Below are 16733 nucleotides of genomic sequence, written 5' to 3'. Positions count from 1 at the left end.
CACCGAATGACCGCCCCCGCCGCGCCCGCACCGCGCCCGGCCTCCGACGACGAGATCGCCTCGGTCGAGGAGCAGTTCCGGCTGCTCTTCGTGCGCGTGCGAGCCGTCTGGAAGGAGGCCGCGGCCGCCGTGCATCCCGAGCTGCAGCCCGTGGGCTACAAGATCCTGTCGGCGATCGTGCGCCACGGGCCGATGCACGCGGGCGCCATCGCCGGCGAGCTCGAGATCGACAAGAGCGTGGTGAGCCGCCAGATCCGGCATCTCGAGGCGCTCGGGCTCGCGGTCGGGGTGACCGATCCCAACGACGGCCGGGCGCGGATCATCCAGCCGACGCCGCAGGCGATCGAGAGTGTCGGGCAGAAGTCCTCGCGCATGCAGCGCCAGCTCTACGAGCAGTTGCGCACCTGGTCGGCCGACGACGTCGACGAGCTGGCTCGGCTGCTCGGCCGCCTCACGAACGAGGTCTTCGTGGTGGGCGACTCCGCCGCCGAGTCACGCGACGAGCGCTGACACGGGAGCCGCGGGCAGCCGCACGGTGAACGTCGTCGAACCCGGTTCGCTCGACACCTCGACCGTTCCATGGTGCGCCTCGACGACGGCGCGCACGATCGCGAGCCCGAGTCCCGTGCTCCCGGCCCGCCGCGAACGCGACGAGTCCCCGCGCGCGAAGCGCTCGAACAGCGACCCGACGAGCCCCGGTTCGATGCCGGGGCCGTCGTCGGTGACCGTGAGCACGGCGTCGTCACCGTCACGCTCGACCGTCGCCACCACCTGCGTCCCCTCGGGCGTGTGCACCCGAGCGTTGGCGAGGAGGTTCGTGACGACCTGGCGCAGGCGTGCCTCGTCGCCGATCACGACGGCCGCGTCATCCGTCGACCGCACCTCCCAGCCGTGGCCGGGCCCTGCCGCCTGCGCGTCGCCGACGGCTTCAGCGACGACCTGGCGGAGATCGACCGGCAGCGCGGCGAGCTCGCGGCCCTCGTCGAGGCGTGCGAGGAGCAGGAGATCCTCGACGAGCTCGGTCATGCGCACGGTCTCGGACTCGATGCGCCCGATCGCGTGCACGACGTCGGGCGGAAGCTGCCCGCCATGCAGCCGGGTGAGCTCCGCGTAGCCGCGGATCGAGGTGAGCGGCGTGCGAAGCTCGTGGCTCGCGTCAGCCACGAAGCGGCGCACCTTCTGCTCGCTCTGCTCTCGAGCCGAGAGGGCGGATGCCACGTGCCCGAGCATGCGGTTGAACGCGGTGCCGAGCCGCCCGACCTCGGTGCGCTCGTCGTCGACCGGTACGCGTTCGGCGAGGGCAACGTCGCCGCGATCGAGCGGCAGCTCGGACACGCGCTGCGCGGTCACGGTGACGTCCGAGAGCGGACTGAGTGCTCGCCGCACGACCGCGGAGCCGACGGCGAGCGCCACGACGAGACCCGAGAGCGCGACGAGAGCGACCGTCGAGGCCAGTTGCGCCGTCTGCGCGTTCACGTCGTTCAGGGGCAGGGCGAGCACGATCGTGACGCCGTCCCACTCGGGGCGCACGGCCGCGAGCGCGCGGTAGTCGCCGAGCTCGGCGACGTCGATCGTGTGCGGCGCACCATCGCGCGGTACCGCGACGAGCGACGCCGCGAGTTCACTCGGCAGCGGGAGCACGCGCCCTCTCGTGGTGATGTAGCCGGCGGAGGCGTCGTCGTCGTCGGGCACGAGCGCCGCGAGCGTGCCTGCTGGCTGGCCCGGCACGTTGAGGATGAGAGCCGGTGCGTCGGACGGGTCCCCGGGAAAGGCCGTCGGCTGATCGGAGATACCGAGCTCGGCGCGCGACATCGCCTCGTCGAGGTCGGCGTCGAGTCGCGCGACGGAGGCGCCGTGGAAGATCGCCACCGTCGCGACGCCGATCACGGCGCTGACGGCCACGAGCAGCGCGGCGACGATGACGAGGAGTCGGCGGCGAAGCGTCATCGGGTGGCGCGGGAGCGCGGCATCCGTCGCTTCGACAGGCTCAGCGACCGAGCCGGCCGTGTCGTGCGCCACCGCCTCCTCGCGCGCCGCTGCCGCGTGTCCCGGGTCGCCGGGCTTGGTCATCCGGCGGCCTTGAGCATGTAGCCGGCGCCGCGCACAGTGTGGATCATCGGCTCACGGCCCGCGTCGATCTTCTTGCGCAGGTACGAGATGTAGAGCTCGACGACCGACTCCCGGCCGCCGAAGTCGTAGCTCCAGACGCGGTCGAGGATCTGCGCCTTCGAGAGTACGCGGCGAGGGTTCCGCATGAGGAAGCGGAGCAGCTCGAACTCGGTCGCCGTGAGCTCGATCGGCGTGCCGCCACGTGCGACCTCGTAGGAGTCCTCGTCGAGCGTGAGGTCGCCGACGGCGAGCACGGGATCCTTCGCCTGTGCGAGGGTCAGGGTCGAGCGGCGGATGAGTCCGCGCAGCCGCGCGACCACCTCCTCGAGGCTGAACGGCTTGGTGACGTAGTCGTCGCCGCCCGCGGTGAGTCCGGCGATGCGGTCGTCGAGGGAGTCCTTCGCGGTGAGGAAGAGCACGGGGGTCTCGGTGCCGTCGGCGCGGACGCGCTGCAGCACCTCGAGCCCGTCGATGTCGGGCAGCATGATGTCGAGCACGATCGCGTCGGGCCGGAACTCGCGCGCGATCTTCACGGCGTTCAGGCCGTCGCCCGCGGTGCGCACGTCCCAGCCCTCGTAGCGCAGGGCCATCTTGAGCAGGTCGGTCAGCGACTGCTCGTCGTCGACCACGAGCACGCGCACCATCGAGCCGTCACCCTTCGCGAAGGTCGGGGTGCGGTGCTGAGTGCTCGTGGTGCTCATGTCTCCAGTATCTGCGCGGCCCTATGCGTTTCCTATGAGCGAGGTGAACGGATGCTGCGCGGCCGGCCCCCTCGCCGCCGGCGCCTCCGCCCGCATGTTTCCGTTCCCGCGCCGTGTCTCCGCGGTAGCGGGCACGTCACGCGGGAACGGAAACGGACGGGGTGGCGCGGCGCTCAGCCGATGCGGTAGAAGCGCCAGAACGGGTGCTCGATGTCGAGCACGTCGACCCGGCCGAAGCCCGCCTCGGCCGCCCAGCGCCGCAGCGTCGGCGGCCGCAGCACCGTGCCGTTCGCGACGGTACCGGACTCGGCGGTCGTTGCCGGCAGGCAGTGCAGCACGCTCATGGCGTAGAGCATGCGCTCGACGGGGTCGGCTCCGGCGTGGAACTCCTCGGCGACCCGTTCGTCGGCGACGAGCAGCGCGCCGCCCGGACGCAGCAGCGCGCGGAACCCCGCAAGCGCGTGGATGGGTCGACCCATGTCGTGCAGCGCCTCGAAGATCGTGACGAGGTCGAATCCGGATGACGCGTCGACGCCGCCGCCGTTGCCGCCCACCGAGGCGGCGGCACGCTCCACGGCCCCCACGTCCGCCGCGTTGCCGAGCACGAACGCGACGCGGTCGGCGACGCCGGCGTCGAGCGCGTTCTCGCGGGCCTCCGCGATGGACGCCTCGTCGAGGTCGACGCCCACGACGCGCGCGTTCGGGAACGCGATCGCGAGGCCGATGGTCGACCAGCCCACGCCGCATCCGGCATCGAGCACCGCGCCGCCGGCGTCGAGTGCCGCGGCCCGGTCTGGCAGTTGCTCCACCCAGGCGCGCATGGCGAGGATGTAGCCGGGGCGGTTGAGGGCGCCGAGCCCGTGCCGCAGCTCCGCGCCGTACTCCTCGAACGCCACCCCGCGGCCGTGGCGGAAGTCCGCGACCAGCTCGGGGAAGGCGAGGGCGACACCGGCGAGAAGACCCGAGACGGGCGCGGCGTGCGCCGGGTGCGTCTCGTCGACGAGCACCGGCACGTGGTGCTCGGGCAGGAGGAAGCGGCGGTCTGCTGCGCCCTCGTCGACGACGCCGACGTGACCGGCGGCGGCCTGCTGCTCGAGCCACTCCCGCGCATACCGGGGCGCGATGCCGGCGATGGCGGCGAGCCGCGCGGCGCTGACGGGGCCGTGCTCGTGCAGGGCGCGATAGAGGCCGAAGCGACGGCCGAGCTCGATGGTGAGCAGTTCCGTCGCGCCGCCGAGCATGCCGATGAGCTGCTCGGCGTAGGCGCCGACGAGCGCCGCGGCCTCCTCTTCGGACGAGGATGCGGCCTCGACCGGGAACGAGGTCGCGGCCGGGTCCTCGGCCAGGAGGTGCGGGTTGCCGGAGGCGACGGATGCCCCGTCGGCGGTCGTGGTGGTCAGGGTCTCGGACATCGTGGTTCCTTGCATCGTCTGATGTGCGGGCGGACGCCCGGCACGAGCAGACAGTCAACGCCGATGGGCGCGGCACGGAATCGCCGGATCCGGCCAACCCGTCATGGCCGGAAGCGGCCAGCCCGGAGCATCCGCTCGCTCGGATGAGCGGATCGCTCGGGTGAGCGGATCCGCTCGCCGGTGAGCCGCGTCGCCAGCGGTGCGCCCCATGCGCGACCTCAGATGAGCTCGTTGCGCAACGCCCAGGCGGCCGCGGCCGTGCGCGAGGGCACCCCGAGCTTGGTGCGGATGTTCGCGATGTGCCGGTGCACCGTGTGCGCCGAGAGCACGAGTCGCGCCGCGATCTCGGCGTCGGTCTCGCCGCGCGCGACGAGCCGCAGCACCTCGCGCTCCCGCTCGGTGAGCCGTGCCGCTCCCGTAACGGCTCCGGCGCCCGCGCCGCCCGACGTCGGGTGGAGCGCCTCGACGGGCACGCCGAGGAACGCGAGCGTCTCGCGCACGACGGCGGCGGAATCGCCGCGCCACGGATAGTGGTCGTCGCCCTCGAGCGCGACGAAGCGCGCATTCCGGATGCGGCTCGCCACGTCCTTGCCGAGCGCGAACGGGATTGCGCGGTCGGCGCGCCGATGGAGCACGAGCGTGGGCGCGAGCACGTCGCCGAGGTGGCCGGTCGAGTCGAACTCGTACACCGCACGGAGTGAGGCCAGCGCGACGGCCCGGGAGGCGGTGCGCCGTTGGAACTCGACGAACTCGTCGCGCTCCTCGGCCGTGGCGTCGGGCAGGAACAGGTCGGCGAGCACCCGGGAGCCGAGGCCCCAGTGCTGGTCGATGATCGCGAGCATCGCGTCGCGGGCTGCGGGCGGGGCGAGCTCCGAGCCGCGGGCGTACGTGGCGTACAGCACGAGTCGTTCGACGCGCTCCGGATGCCGCGCCGCGAACAGCGAGGCCACGCCGCCGCCCGACGACGCCCCGAAGAGGGCGATCGGCCCGGGGCCGGGCACCGCGGCGTCGACGAGCGCCTCGAGGGTGGCGAGCTCCTCCTCGAGCGACCGGGCCGGCATGACGCCGCGGTCGGACACGCCGGCGCCGGGGCGGTCGTAGCGGATGACCGTGCGATGCTCCGCGAGGGCTCCGACGAATCGGCGGAAGCCGGCGTTGCGCCAATCGAGCTCGAGGTGGCTCGACCACCACCCCCCGACGAGGAGGGGCGGGCCCGAGCCGACGGCCGACCACGCGATGGACGCGCCGTCGAGCTCCGCGTAGCGGATGACCTGGTCCTCGGGCTGCACGCCCCTCAGTCTAGGAACCGAGGGAAGCTCGGCCTAGACCACGCGCGCGAAGCGCAGGTGATCGGCGAACGCACGAGCGCGTCGCTGCTCGTTGCGGGCCTCGAGGACGTCGGGCAGTTCGTCGCGGTGCTCGCGCAGCAACGTGCGGGCGCCATCGAGTTCGGGACCGCCATCGTCGCCGAGCAGCAGCGGCACGTACTCGCCGGGAAGCAGCAGCTCCTCGTGATCACCGCTCGGCGCGGTGACCGGGCGCAGCACGCCGGCCGCGAGCTGCTCGTCGAGCCAGGCGCGTGCCCGGGGCAGGGGCACGCCGGCGAGCTCGGCGAACGTGGCCGCGTCCACAGGTCCGGCCTCGAACAGCACGCGGTAGTACCCGCGCTTGCGGCCGAACGCGATGGACGCCCGGGCCTGCCGCGCGGCCGGTCCCGCGTCGACATCGTCGAGGGCGGCGGTGATGGTCTCGGACATGATGACTCCCTGGTTGTGCCCGCCCGAGCCGGGCGGTGGATGCCATCGATTCCAGCGCGCCGGCAGCGGTGCCGGCATCGCGCCTTCCGGCCATCTGCCGATGGCCCGAACGGGCCACACCCGACCCCGTTCCGCCCTGGGTCCGCCTGCCCCGCTCCCGCGACCGCGAGACGCCGCCGGTGGTGCTACTGGTTCGAGAAGGCGGCGTCGAACGAGGCCGCCGGCCGCGGCCAGATGAGCGAGCGGATGTACCCCACCGCCTCCTCGGCGCCGTGCAGGCGGTCCATGCCCGCGTCCTCCCACTCGACCGAGATCGGGCCCGTATAGCCGATCGCGTCGAGCGCCCGGAACGCGTCCTCCCACGGCACGTCGCCGTGCCCGGTCGACACGAAGTCCCAGCCGCGGCGCGGGTCTCCCCACGGCAGGTGCGAGCCGAGCACGCCGGCCCGGCCGTTCGCTGGCCGCAGGCGGGTGTCCTTGCAGTCCACGTGGTAGATGCGGTCCTGGAAGTCGAGGATGAACCCGACCGGGTCGATGCCCTGCCACATCATGTGGCTCGGGTCCCAGTTGAACCCGAACGCCGCACGGTGGTCGATGGCCTCGAGCGCGCGCACCGAGCTCCAGTAGTCGTACGCGATCTCCGACGGATGCACCTCGTGCGCGAAGCGCACCCCCTCGGCGTCGAACACGTCGAGGATCGGGTTCCACCGATCGGCGAAGTCCGCGAAGCCGTCGTCGATGACCGATGCCGGCACCGGCGGGAACATGGCCACGTACGGCCAGATGCTCGACCCGGTGAAGCCCACGACGGTGTCCACACCGAGTGCCCGCGCCACCCGGGCCGACCGCTTCATGTCGTCGGCGGCCCGCTGCCGCACGCCCTCGGCATCGCCGTCGCCCCACGTGTACGGCCGGAGGATCGCCTGGTGCCGGAAGTCGATCGGGGCGTCGCACACCGCCTGCCCGGTGAGGTGGTTCGAGATCGCGTACACCTCGAGCCCGTGCCGCTTCAGGATCTCGCGCCGCTCGTCGAGGTAGCCCGGTTCCTCCTCGGCGAGCTTCAGGTCGAGGTGGTCGCCCGAGCACGCGATCTCCAGCCCGTCGTACCCCCATCCGGCGGCGAGCCGGGCGACCTCCTCGAAGGAAAGGTCGGCCCACTGACCGGTGAAGAGGGTCACCGGGTGGGAGCCGGTCGCCGAGCCTGTCGAAGCGGTCATGATCGTTCCCTTTCGTCCTGCAATGCGGTCAGGTAGCGGATGCTGCGTGCCGCGAGTTCGTCCTGTGATGCGGCCAGCGGTCGCCAGACGGATGCCGCGACCGCGATGGTCGCGTTCTCGCCCGTGAAGCTCTCGAGGCCCAGCACGCCGGCGTAGCCGGCATCGTCGAGGGCGTCGAGGAATCCGGGCCAGTCGAGGTGGTCGTCGCCGACGGCACCACGATCATTGCCGCACACCTGGACATGGGCGAGGTGCTCGCCGGCCGAGCGGATCGCGTCCCCGACGTGCTTCTCCTCGATGTTGAGGTGGTAGCTGTCGAGTGCCAGTCCGAGACCCGGGCCGAGGAGCGGCCCGAGCGCCTCGAGCGCCTGCTCGACCGTGTTCACGAGGCTCGTCTCGTAGCGGTTCAGCGGCTCGATGGCGAGGCGGATGCCGCGTGCCTCCGCCTGCCGGACGAGCGGCGCGAGACTTGCGCCCAGCTCCCGGTAGCGGGCCTCGCGCTCCTCGGCGTCCATGCGCCACGCCCGCCCCGTCGCAGCCGTGAACGGCCCGGCCACCACAGGCGAGCCGAGTCGTTCCGCGATGCCGAGGCAGTGCACCAGGTAGTTCTGCGTCGCCACGATCTCCGACCCCGGTGCGGCGACGAGGTTGCGGCCTGGACCCATCGCGCCGATCACGATGGGGGCGAGCCCGTGCTCGGCGAGCACGTCGGCCGCGGCATCCGGAGCCCAGTCCCCCGGTTGCTCGACCGGCAGCTCGATCGCGCCGAAGCCCATGGCCGCCGCCTTCGGGGCGATCTCGGCGAGCGCTGCATCGTCGAGCGGCGACGTCCAGACCCAGGTGTTCACGCCGATGGTGCGGCGCATGCTGCCCTCCTCGTCTGCTGACGGATGCCACGGACCGCACCACGCCGCATGTTTCCATTCGCGCCCGAGGTCCCGTTCGGCCGGAAACCTCCGGCGCGAACGGAAACCTCGGGCGGATGGCGGGTTACGGGATGACGCGATCCTGCCAGACCTGCGGGTACCCAGGCAGCTCCTCGCCGCCGAACTTCGCGTAGTGGCCGTCGGGCATGCCGTCGTTCGCCTCCAGGTAGTCGGCGCGCTCGTCCTCGGTGATCGGCACCTGCGGGAGGACCCACTCCTTCGGCACCTCCTCGCCCGCGAAGATCTTCTGGATCGCGAGCAGCGGCGTGCGCCACTGGAAGTTCGAGTACACGGGTGCGAGTCCCGTGAGTCCGGTCTCCTCCCACTTGCGCAGGAAGCTCATCTCGTCCTCACCCGTCATCACGGGGTAGTCGACGCCGGCGTCCTCGAACGCCTCGATGGCCGCGACGGCGCCGTCACCGGCATCCATCCACACGCCGTGCACGTCGCCCTTGGCGAGCTCGTCGGAGATGATCTTCTTGATCTCGGTCGGGTCGGCGCCCGTGAAGTAGTCGACCGCGTCGATGCCGGCCTCGTCGAACAGCTTCTCGGCCGCGGCCCAGCGCTGCTCGAGCACGTCGACACCCGGCAGGATGCGCAGCGCCACGACCTTGTCGCCCTCGTCGAGCTGGTCGATGAGGAACTCGGCGGTGTCGATGCCCCACGCGAATCCGCCGATCGGGTGGATGAACGTCGTCGGGCAGTCGGTCTGCACGCCCCGGTCGAAGACGATGACCGGCTTGCCGGTGTCGCACGCGCGCTCCACCGCCGGCGTCATGGCCGCCGTGGAGTTCGGCGAGATCACGAAGACATCGCAGTTCCCCTCATCGATGAAGTAGTCGATGTCGGCGATCTGGGTGTCATCGGAGTCCTGGGCGTCGCGCGTCTCCATCTCGGAGATGACGCCCTGCTGCTGCAGCACCTTCAGCTGCTCGTTCATCGTGATCCAGCCCGTCTGCCGCCACGGGTTCGAGATCGAGGCGTTGGCGAAGCAGGCCTTCTTTGCACCCGCGCTGGCGTACTGCGAGGTGTCGACGAACTCGGCGTTGATGTACTGGAGCCACGGCTGGCCCTCTGGACCCTCGGGCGTGACGCCGCGTTCGGCGTCCTGCTTGTCGTACAGCTCCTGGTCGAACCACTCGACCTCCTCCTCGGTGGCTGCGGCGTCGTCCGACGGCGCGGTCACGCTGGGGTCGGTGGTACAGCCGGCGAGCGTGATCAGCGCGAGAGCGCCGACCATGGCGGATGCCACGGTGAACCTGCGTCGCATCACGAACCTCCCTTGGTTTCGTTGTCAGCCCTCTGCGTCGAGGGAATGGGTGCAGGACGAGCAGGATCCGGGGACGGATCCGGCTCCTTCGCCGTGGGCGCCGGCGAAGTCTCCGGGGCCGGCTCGGTCGCCGGCGGGGTGTCGATATCGGGCGCCGGCTCGGTGGTCGGCGCCTCGAGGGCGCGTCCCCTCCGACGCGCCCGCACGGTGGTCGCCGCGTAGGCCACGGCGAGGATGATGATGGCGCCCTGCACCGCATCCCGGTACGTCGAGGGCACGCCCGCGAAGTTGAGCAGGGTGAACAGCGCCTCCAGTGCGAACGCGCCGGCGGCCGCGGCGACGACCCAGCCGCGCCCGCCGCCGAGCACCACGCCGCCGAGCACGACCGCGGTGATGGCCGTGAACTCGTAGCCGCGCCCGACGCTCGGGTGCACGCCCGCGTAGCCGACGAGCAGCACGCCCGCGACGGTCGCCGAGAGCGACGAGATGACGAACGTCGAGGTCTTCACCCACCACGTGCGGGTTCCGGAGTAGCGGGCGGTCACGGCGTTGTCGCCGAGCGCGATGATCGTCCGGCCGAATGGTCGGCGCGCGAACCAGATCGCGGCGGCGAGCACGACCACGAGGATGAGGACCGACCACGGCAGGATCCCGACGACCGGCAGGTCGCGGATGCCGCCGCGCCCGATCTGCCGGAACCCGTCGGCCGGGTTGCCGGTCGCGGCGCCGCCGGTCCAGTAGAGGGTGCCGCCCAGGAGGGCGAGCATCATCCCGAGCGTGACGATGAAGCTCGGCACCTTGAGGAACGACACGATGAGCCCGTTCACGAGACCCACGAGCGCACCGAAGCCGAGCATGAGCGCGAGCACCGGCAGCGACTTCGCGTCGTCCTGGCCGATGAGGTTGCCGGCGATGACGACCTGGGCCGTGACCACCGAGCCCATCGACAGGTCGAACTCACCGCCGACGATCACGAAGTACTGTCCGATCGCGACGATGGCCACGGGTGCGACGCGCTGGACGAACCGGATGAGCTGGCCCGGCTCGGCGAACGTGGGGTTGAGTGCCGTGATGGCGATGAGCAACAGGGCGAGGAGGAGGAACACCGCCCCCCGAGGACTGACCAGCAGTCGGGCGAAGCCGGCGAGGCGGCGGCCGAGTGGCGCCCGCTCGGTGGTCGCGGTCGTCATGCCTGCACCTCCTCGCGGTCGCTGCGCTGCGGACTCGCGGACTTCGTGGTGCCGGCGCCGCCGCCGAACCTCGGCCTGCGCCGGTCGAGCGATCGGCTCGTGTAGACCGCCACGGCGGCCACGATGACGACGCCGCGCACGACGTCCTTCAGGAACGGGTTCACCTGCATGACGCTCATCACGTTGTCGACGACCGCGAAGATCGCGACGCCGCCGATGGTGCCCCACACCGAGCCGCGACCGCCGAGCAGCAGCGTGCCGCCGAGCACGACCGCGGCGATCGACAGCAGGTCGTAGCCGCCCTGGGTGCCGACGGTCGGGCTGCCGACGCCGAGCCGGCTCGCGAGGAGGAGGCCGGCGAATGCGGCGGTGACCGAACAGAGCACGTGCGCGACGATGAGCGGGCGGGCGGTGCGGATGCCGGACAGGCGCGCGACCTGCTCATCGCCGCCGACCGCGAACATGTGGTTGCCGGTGCGCGTACGGGCGAGGAAGACGGCGGCGGCGAGCGCGACCGCGAGCATGATGAGCGTCGACACCGGCACGGGACCCAGCCCGGTGGCGCCGATGAGCTGGAACGCCCACGGCACTTCGCCGCTCGTGCCCTTGTAGTTGGAGTCGAGGTATCCCTTGATGATGAGACCGGTGCCCAGCGTCGCGATGAAGCCGTTGACGCGCAGTTTCGTGACGATGAGCCCGTTCGCGAACCCGATGACGGCGGCGACGGCGAGCACCGTCAGGACCGCTATCGGGATGTTCGCGGGGTCGCCGGCCATCAGGTCGGCGGCGATGAGGCTCGAGAGGCTCACGACGTAGGGCACCGAGAGGTCGAGCGATGCGCACAGGATGACCAGGGTCTGCCCGATGGCGACGAACCCGAGGACGCTCATGCCGGTGAGGATGTCGCGGATGTTGCCGGGGCTGAAGAAGTTGCGTCCGACGCTCGCGACGAGGACGGCTCCGATCACGATGACCGCGAGGAGGGCGATGCCCACGATCAGGCTCGCGTCGAGGCGTCGGCGGCCCGGCCGGGGTGCGCGAGTCGGGATCGCGGTGGTGGTCGGCCGGCTCATCTGGCGTCCTCTCCGCCCGGGCGCAGGGTGCCCGTGGCCGCAGCGAGGATCGTCGCCTCGTCGCTGCCCGCGGGCAGTTCGTCGGAGGCGCGTCCGTCGTGCATCACGACGATGCGGTCGGACATGCCGATGACCTCGGGGAGCTCGGACGAGATCATGAGGATGGCGACCCCCTCCTTCGCGAGCCGACGCATGAGGGTGTAGACCGCGACCTTTGCCCCGACGTCGATGCCGCGGGTGGGTTCGTCGAGCAGGACGAGGCGGGGTTTCGTGGCCAGCCACTTCGCGAGCACGACCTTCTGCTGGTTGCCGCCCGAGAGGTACTGCACCTCCTGGTCGAGGCCGCGCGAGGAGACCTCGAGCGAGGAGAGCACACCAGGCAGCTCCCGCCGCACCTCGCCCGTGCGGCGGGCGAACACGGAGCGGATCACGAGCAGCGCGTTGTCGGCGACGGACTGGTTGAGGGCGAGCCCCTGCGCCTTGCGATCCTCGGTGATGAGCGCGACGCCCGCCCGGACCGCCTGCCGCGGCGACGTCATGCGCGTGGCCTGCCCGTCGAGCCGGAGCTCGCCGCGCGTGAACGGCGTGATGCCGAAGAGCGCCTCGACGAGCTCGGTGCGCCCCGAGCCCTGCAGGCCCGCGATGCCGACGATCTCGCCGCCCCGGAGCTCGAGGTCGATGCCGTCGACGTAGGCGTTCCCGGCCCCGCGGAGCTCGAGTCGCGGCGGCCCGGCTTCGGTGCCCTCCTCGGGCTCGGGGAAGTACGCGGAGATCGGCCGGCCGACCATGCGGCGCACGAGTTCGTCGGTGTCGAGCTCGGATGCCGGCCCGCTGGAGACGAGCGCGCCGTCCTTCAGCACCGTGATGGTGTCGCACAGGTCGAAGATCTCCTTCAACCGGTGGGAGACGTAGAGGATGGCGACGCCCCGCTCGGCCAGCCGCCGCACGATCGCGTAGAGGAGCTCCACCTCGTGCTCGGCGAGCGCCGCCGTCGGCTCGTCCATCTGGATCACGCGGGCGTCGAGCGACAGGGCCTTCACGATCTCGACGATCTGCTGTTCGGCGACGGTGAGCGTGCGCACCGGGGCATCCGGATCGACGCCCGTGACGCCGAGTTCGTCGAGCAGCGCCCGCGTCTCGCGGACCATGGCCTTGCGATCCACGAGGCCGCCGCGCTTCGGCTCGCGGCCGAGGAACACGTTCTGGGCGACGGTGCGCTCGGGCAGCAGGTTGAACTCCTGGAACACCGTGGCGAGTCCGGCCCGGGCCGCCTCCACCGGGTGCGAGAACGCGACGTCCCCGCCGTCGAGCGTGACGGTGCCCGCGTCGCGCTCGTACACGCCCGCGAGGATCTTCATGAACGTCGACTTGCCCGCGCCGTTCTCGCCGACGAGCCCGTGCACCTCGCCGCGATGCAGGGTGAGGCCGACACCGTGCAGCACGGAGACGCCGAAGAACGACTTCTCGAGGCCCTCCGCCACGAGCACGGGCTCGATCGATCCGCTCGGCGCGCCGCTCATCGGATCACCTCCACCCAGTCCCCGGATGCCGCGGACCGGAGCACCGCCTCGGTGACGCGCACCGCGCGCAGGCCGTCCTCGAAGCGGGGCAGACCCTCGGGACGCTCCCCGGCGATCGCGGCGTAGGCATCGGCGACGAAGGCGTTGAACGCGTCCTGGTAGCCCATCGGATGTCCCGCAGGCACGAGCGCAAGCCGGGCGGCGTCAGGAGCGAGGCGGGCCGGGTCGCGGTCGACGAGGCCCGATCCGTCGGTGCGCCCGATCCAGAGCCGTTCCGGGCGCTCCTGCTCGAAGCGCACACTCGCGTCACCGCCCGCGAGCTCGACGGTCAGCGCGTTCTTGCGCCCGGGTGCGACCTGCGAGACGAGCAGGGTGCCCACGGCGCCGGACGCGAGGTCGACGACCACGGCGGCCAGGTCCTCGGTCGCGATGCCGGCGTGCGTGGCACGCGTCTCGTAGACGGTGCGGGTCGAGGCGTTGAGGCGCACGATCCGGTCGCCCGTGATGAACTCGACGAGGTCGACGAGGTGCGAGCCGATGTCGGCGAAGGCGCGTGACGGTCCCCCGAGCGCGGCGTCGACGCGCCAGTCGTCGTCGCCCTGGCCGGCGAGCCAGTCCTGCAGGTAGGCGCCGTGCACGCTGACCAGCCGTCCGATCTCGCCTCGCCCGACACGGGCGCGGGCCTCACGTGCCATCGGGTGGAACCGGTACACGAAGGGCACCGCCGCCACGAGGCCGAGCTCTGCCGCGAGGGCCGTGATCGCCGCGGCATCCGCGGATGTCGTCGCCAGGGGCTTCTCGCAGATGACGTGCTTGCCGGCGAGGAGGGCGGCGCGTGCGATCGGCGCGTGCAGTGCGTTGGGCGTGCAGATGTGCACGACATCGATGGCCGGATCGGCGATGAGCGCGTCCACCGAGTCGAAGGGCGCGTCGAGGCCCAGCCGCCCGGTCGCCTCGACTGCCCGGCTCGACGATGACGACGCGGCGCCGGCCAGTTCGGCTCGTGCCGCGCGGGCCGCCCTCGAGTGCACGGCGGCCATGAACCCGCCGCCGACGAAGCCGGCACGAAGCGTGCGGGCCGGGGCGGTGACGTCCGTTGTCATGTCGGCCATGCTGACACACCTGCAGCAACTTTTGCTAGTCATTCGTCAAAAGATGTCTGACTCGTGACACTGCGCACCTCGCGGTCTCGTCGAAGGCGGTGTGCTTTACTCGGAGAATGGTCGACATCAGCCGCGGATCGGCGTTGGGCAGCTCGGGAGCGAGCGAGCTGTTCCAGCTGCTGCGCGACGGCGTGCCACGCACCCGCGCTTCGCTCGCACTGTCCACCGGGCTCGCGCGATCCACGGTGGCCGCTCGCGTCGACGAGCTCATGCGTCTCGGACTCGTCACGCCGGTGGCCGACGCGGCATCCACCGGCGGCCGGCCCCCGTCGCAGTTCGCACTCAACCCGGCGGCGCGGATCGTGCTGGCGGCCGACCTCGGCGCGTCCCACGCCCACATCGCGGTGACCGACCTGGCGGGAACGGTGCTCGCCGAGCGCAGCGAGCGCAAGGACATCGCGCTCGGCCCCGAGGCCGTGCTCGGGTGGATGGTCGACACGGGCCTCGCCATGATCGAGGAGCTCGGCCGCGACCGCCGCGACCTCGTCGCCATCGGAATCGGCGTGCCCGGACCGGTGGAGCACTCGACCGGGCGCCCGGTGAACCCGCCGATCATGCCCGGCTGGGACCGCTTCGACGTGCCCGGCTGGGTGCAGCAGCACCTCGAGGTCCCCGTGCTCGTCGACAACGACGTCAACATCATGGCCCTCGGCGAGCGCGCCGTCGCCTGGCCGAGCACCGAGCACCTCGTCTTCGTCAAGGTGGCCACCGGCATCGGCTCGGGCATCATCTCCGGCGGGCTCCTGCAGCGCGGCGCCCAGGGCATCGCCGGCGACATCGGTCACGTGCGAGTCGCGCGCGGCGCCGACGTGCCGTGCCACTGCGGGAACCGCGGATGCCTCGAGGCCCTGGCCTCGGGTCCGGCCATCGCACGATCGCTGCGCGAGCAGGGCGTCGACGTGCAGACCGGCGGCGATGTCGTCGAACTGGTCAAGCGCGGCGACCTCGACGCCATCCAGGCGGTACGCCAGGCCGGACGGGACATCGGCGAGGTGCTCACGGCGTGCGTGAGCCTCATCAACCCGTCGGTGATCGCGATCGGCGGTTCCATGGCGCGCGCGGGCGAGCACCTCATCGCGGGGGTGCGGGAGATCGTCTACACGCGTTCGATGCCGCTCGCGACGGAGCACCTCGCGATCGTGCAGTCCGCGGCGGCCGGCAACGCGGCCGTGCTCGGGGCGAGCATGCTCGCCATCCACCACGCCCTCTCCCCCGAGGGCATCGACGCGCTCGCCGCGCGCTGACCCGCGACGTACCCCCGGCGGACGCGCGGCCCCGCGGCGGACCGGCGGCCCCGCTCAGGACGAGCCGTACGCCCGAAGCACGCGCAGCGCGATGAGCGTGACCCACGGATGCGGCTGGCCGGCGCGGACCGGCGGCACGTGCGTCGCCCCGGGGTACGCACGACTCGCCGCCCACCGTCCGTCGTCGCGTCGGCGCCGCCGCAGCACCTCGAGCGCGTCGTCCATGCGCGCGTCGTACGCCACGCCGGCGTCGCGCAGCGCGTCGAGGCCGCGGAGCACGTCGAAGTGCCACCGCGGCGGATGGTGCAGCCGCGTGAACTCCGGATCCATGGGCTCGCCGGTGCGCTCGCTGCGGAAGAGCCGGTGCCGCAGCAGGAACTCCACGGAACTGCCGGATGCCGCGGCGAGCTCGTCGGCGCGGTAGCCGTGCCCGTCGCGAACGTACTGCGTGATGCCCTCGATCACGCTGACGCTCGTGTGCACCGAGGAGTGCGTCGCACCGGAACGGTTGGAGCGGCAGTTGAAGCCCCCATCGGGCATGAGCTGCGACAGGACGAAGTCGACGACGCTCGCGAGCTCGGCGGTCGGAGCGCCGAAGTAGCTCAGGTAGTTCAGGGCCATGCCGTTGACGCAGACGTCGCTCTGCCCGATGGTCCGGCTCGGGTTGAGCCCGCCATCGCGCCCCTTCTCCTCGGCGAGGATCAGTGCAGCCGTCTCCCGGGCCGCGACCGTCTCGGGCGGGAGGCCGAGGCCACGCAGCTCGAGCAGCGTGTAGTGGCTCGACGTCCACTTGGGCTGGTAGAAGCCGCGCCCCCAGTGCCCGTCCGGCCCGCGAGCCGCGAGCAGGACCGCGCCGTCGCCGTCCTCGGCGATCCGGTGTCGGAGCGCGAGCGCCGCGTCGCCGTCGTCGAGCAGGTCGCGGTTCGCCTGGTACGCCACGGCGACGTCGCCGGCGAGCAGCCACTCGAACGGGGCATCCGTCACCTCGCCACCCCCTCGCCGTCGTGGCGTTCGGAGAACACCGCTCCGCCGACCATCATGCCTCGCCCGGTGGACGAACGGCCCGAATTGCCGCGTCCACCCCGAAGGCGGGGCGGGCGCGCGGTACGCTCGGGGCGTGCCCGATACGCCGTTCGCCCTCTTCGATCTCG

At 72.0% G+C, this 16733-nt stretch carries 15 protein-coding genes; 2 read left to right on the top strand and 13 right to left on the bottom strand.

The genetic code is table 11. The features are described 5' to 3' along the window. The first annotated feature begins 6 nt into the window (after positions 1–6). Positions 7–510, top strand: coding sequence for a MarR family winged helix-turn-helix transcriptional regulator (locus ACVFI9_RS03320; protein WP_474764623.1), 504 nt, complete (start codon positions 7–9; stop codon positions 508–510). Here ACVFI9_RS03320 and ACVFI9_RS03315 read toward each other — a convergent pair. The 12 genes from ACVFI9_RS03315 to ACVFI9_RS03260 form a co-directional block, all read right to left on the bottom strand. Next, the gene (locus tag ACVFI9_RS03315; RefSeq protein WP_474764622.1) at positions 493–2070 is read right to left on the bottom strand and encodes a sensor histidine kinase; all 1578 of its coding nucleotides are present in this window, start codon (positions 2068–2070) and stop codon (positions 493–495) included. The genes ACVFI9_RS03320 and ACVFI9_RS03315 overlap by 18 nt on opposite strands. Then, positions 2067–2810 carry a response regulator transcription factor gene (locus ACVFI9_RS03310; RefSeq protein WP_474764621.1) on the bottom strand — a complete coding sequence of 248 codons (744 nt, stop codon included), beginning with the start codon at positions 2808–2810 and terminating at the stop codon, positions 2067–2069. Before ACVFI9_RS03310 ends, ACVFI9_RS03315 begins: the two co-directional genes overlap by 4 nt. A 173-nt stretch (positions 2811–2983) precedes the next feature. Beyond that, the gene (locus ACVFI9_RS03305) at positions 2984–4222 is read right to left on the bottom strand and encodes a class I SAM-dependent methyltransferase (RefSeq protein WP_474764620.1); all 1239 of its coding nucleotides are present in this window, start codon (positions 4220–4222) and stop codon (positions 2984–2986) included. A 218-nt stretch (positions 4223–4440) separates the two neighbouring features. Further along, positions 4441–5511: an alpha/beta fold hydrolase gene (locus tag ACVFI9_RS03300; protein WP_474764619.1), complete on the bottom strand. Its 1071-nt coding sequence runs from the start codon at positions 5509–5511 to the stop codon at positions 4441–4443. Between the two features lie 33 nt (positions 5512–5544). After that, positions 5545–5979 carry a hypothetical protein gene (locus ACVFI9_RS03295; RefSeq protein ID WP_474764618.1) on the bottom strand — a complete coding sequence of 145 codons (435 nt, stop codon included), beginning with the start codon at positions 5977–5979 and terminating at the stop codon, positions 5545–5547. Positions 5980–6164: 185 nt separating this feature from the next. Continuing rightward, on the bottom strand, positions 6165–7196 hold the full coding sequence (locus tag ACVFI9_RS03290; protein ID WP_474764617.1) for a sugar phosphate isomerase/epimerase family protein: 1032 nt from the start codon (positions 7194–7196) through the stop codon (positions 6165–6167). Continuing rightward, the gene (locus tag ACVFI9_RS03285) at positions 7193–8062 is read right to left on the bottom strand and encodes a sugar phosphate isomerase/epimerase family protein (RefSeq protein WP_474764616.1); all 870 of its coding nucleotides are present in this window, start codon (positions 8060–8062) and stop codon (positions 7193–7195) included. Before ACVFI9_RS03285 ends, ACVFI9_RS03290 begins: the two co-directional genes overlap by 4 nt. Positions 8063–8186: 124 nt before the next feature. After that, positions 8187–9392, bottom strand: coding sequence for a substrate-binding domain-containing protein (locus ACVFI9_RS03280; protein WP_474764615.1), 1206 nt, complete (start codon positions 9390–9392; stop codon positions 8187–8189). Beyond that, a complete protein-coding gene (locus tag ACVFI9_RS03275; protein WP_474764614.1) occupies positions 9392–10582 on the bottom strand; it encodes an ABC transporter permease in 1191 nt (396 codons plus the stop codon). Before ACVFI9_RS03275 ends, ACVFI9_RS03280 begins: the two co-directional genes overlap by 1 nt. After that, positions 10579–11655 (bottom strand): ABC transporter permease, encoded by a 1077-nt coding sequence (locus tag ACVFI9_RS03270; RefSeq protein WP_474764613.1) that lies wholly within the window; start codon positions 11653–11655, stop codon positions 10579–10581. Before ACVFI9_RS03270 ends, ACVFI9_RS03275 begins: the two co-directional genes overlap by 4 nt. Beyond that, on the bottom strand, positions 11652–13175 hold the full coding sequence (locus tag ACVFI9_RS03265; RefSeq protein ID WP_474764612.1) for a sugar ABC transporter ATP-binding protein: 1524 nt from the start codon (positions 13173–13175) through the stop codon (positions 11652–11654). Before ACVFI9_RS03265 ends, ACVFI9_RS03270 begins: the two co-directional genes overlap by 4 nt. Next, positions 13172–14278 (bottom strand): Gfo/Idh/MocA family protein, encoded by a 1107-nt coding sequence (locus tag ACVFI9_RS03260; RefSeq protein ID WP_474764611.1) that lies wholly within the window; start codon positions 14276–14278, stop codon positions 13172–13174. Before ACVFI9_RS03260 ends, ACVFI9_RS03265 begins: the two co-directional genes overlap by 4 nt. Positions 14279–14394: 116 nt before the next feature. Between ACVFI9_RS03260 and ACVFI9_RS03255 the strand changes: the two genes are divergently transcribed. Next, positions 14395–15582, top strand: a complete 1188-nt coding sequence (locus ACVFI9_RS03255) for an ROK family transcriptional regulator (RefSeq protein WP_474764610.1) — start codon at positions 14395–14397, stop codon at positions 15580–15582. A 54-nt stretch (positions 15583–15636) separates the two neighbouring features. Here ACVFI9_RS03255 and ACVFI9_RS03250 read toward each other — a convergent pair whose 3' ends face one another. After that, positions 15637–16566: a hypothetical protein gene (locus ACVFI9_RS03250; RefSeq protein WP_474764609.1), complete on the bottom strand. Its 930-nt coding sequence runs from the start codon at positions 16564–16566 to the stop codon at positions 15637–15639. Positions 16567–16733: the final 167 nt, after the last annotated feature.

The organism is Agromyces sp. NSFZ, from assembly GCF_056156205.1.
This window is presented reverse-complemented; position numbering and strand designations above follow the sequence as displayed.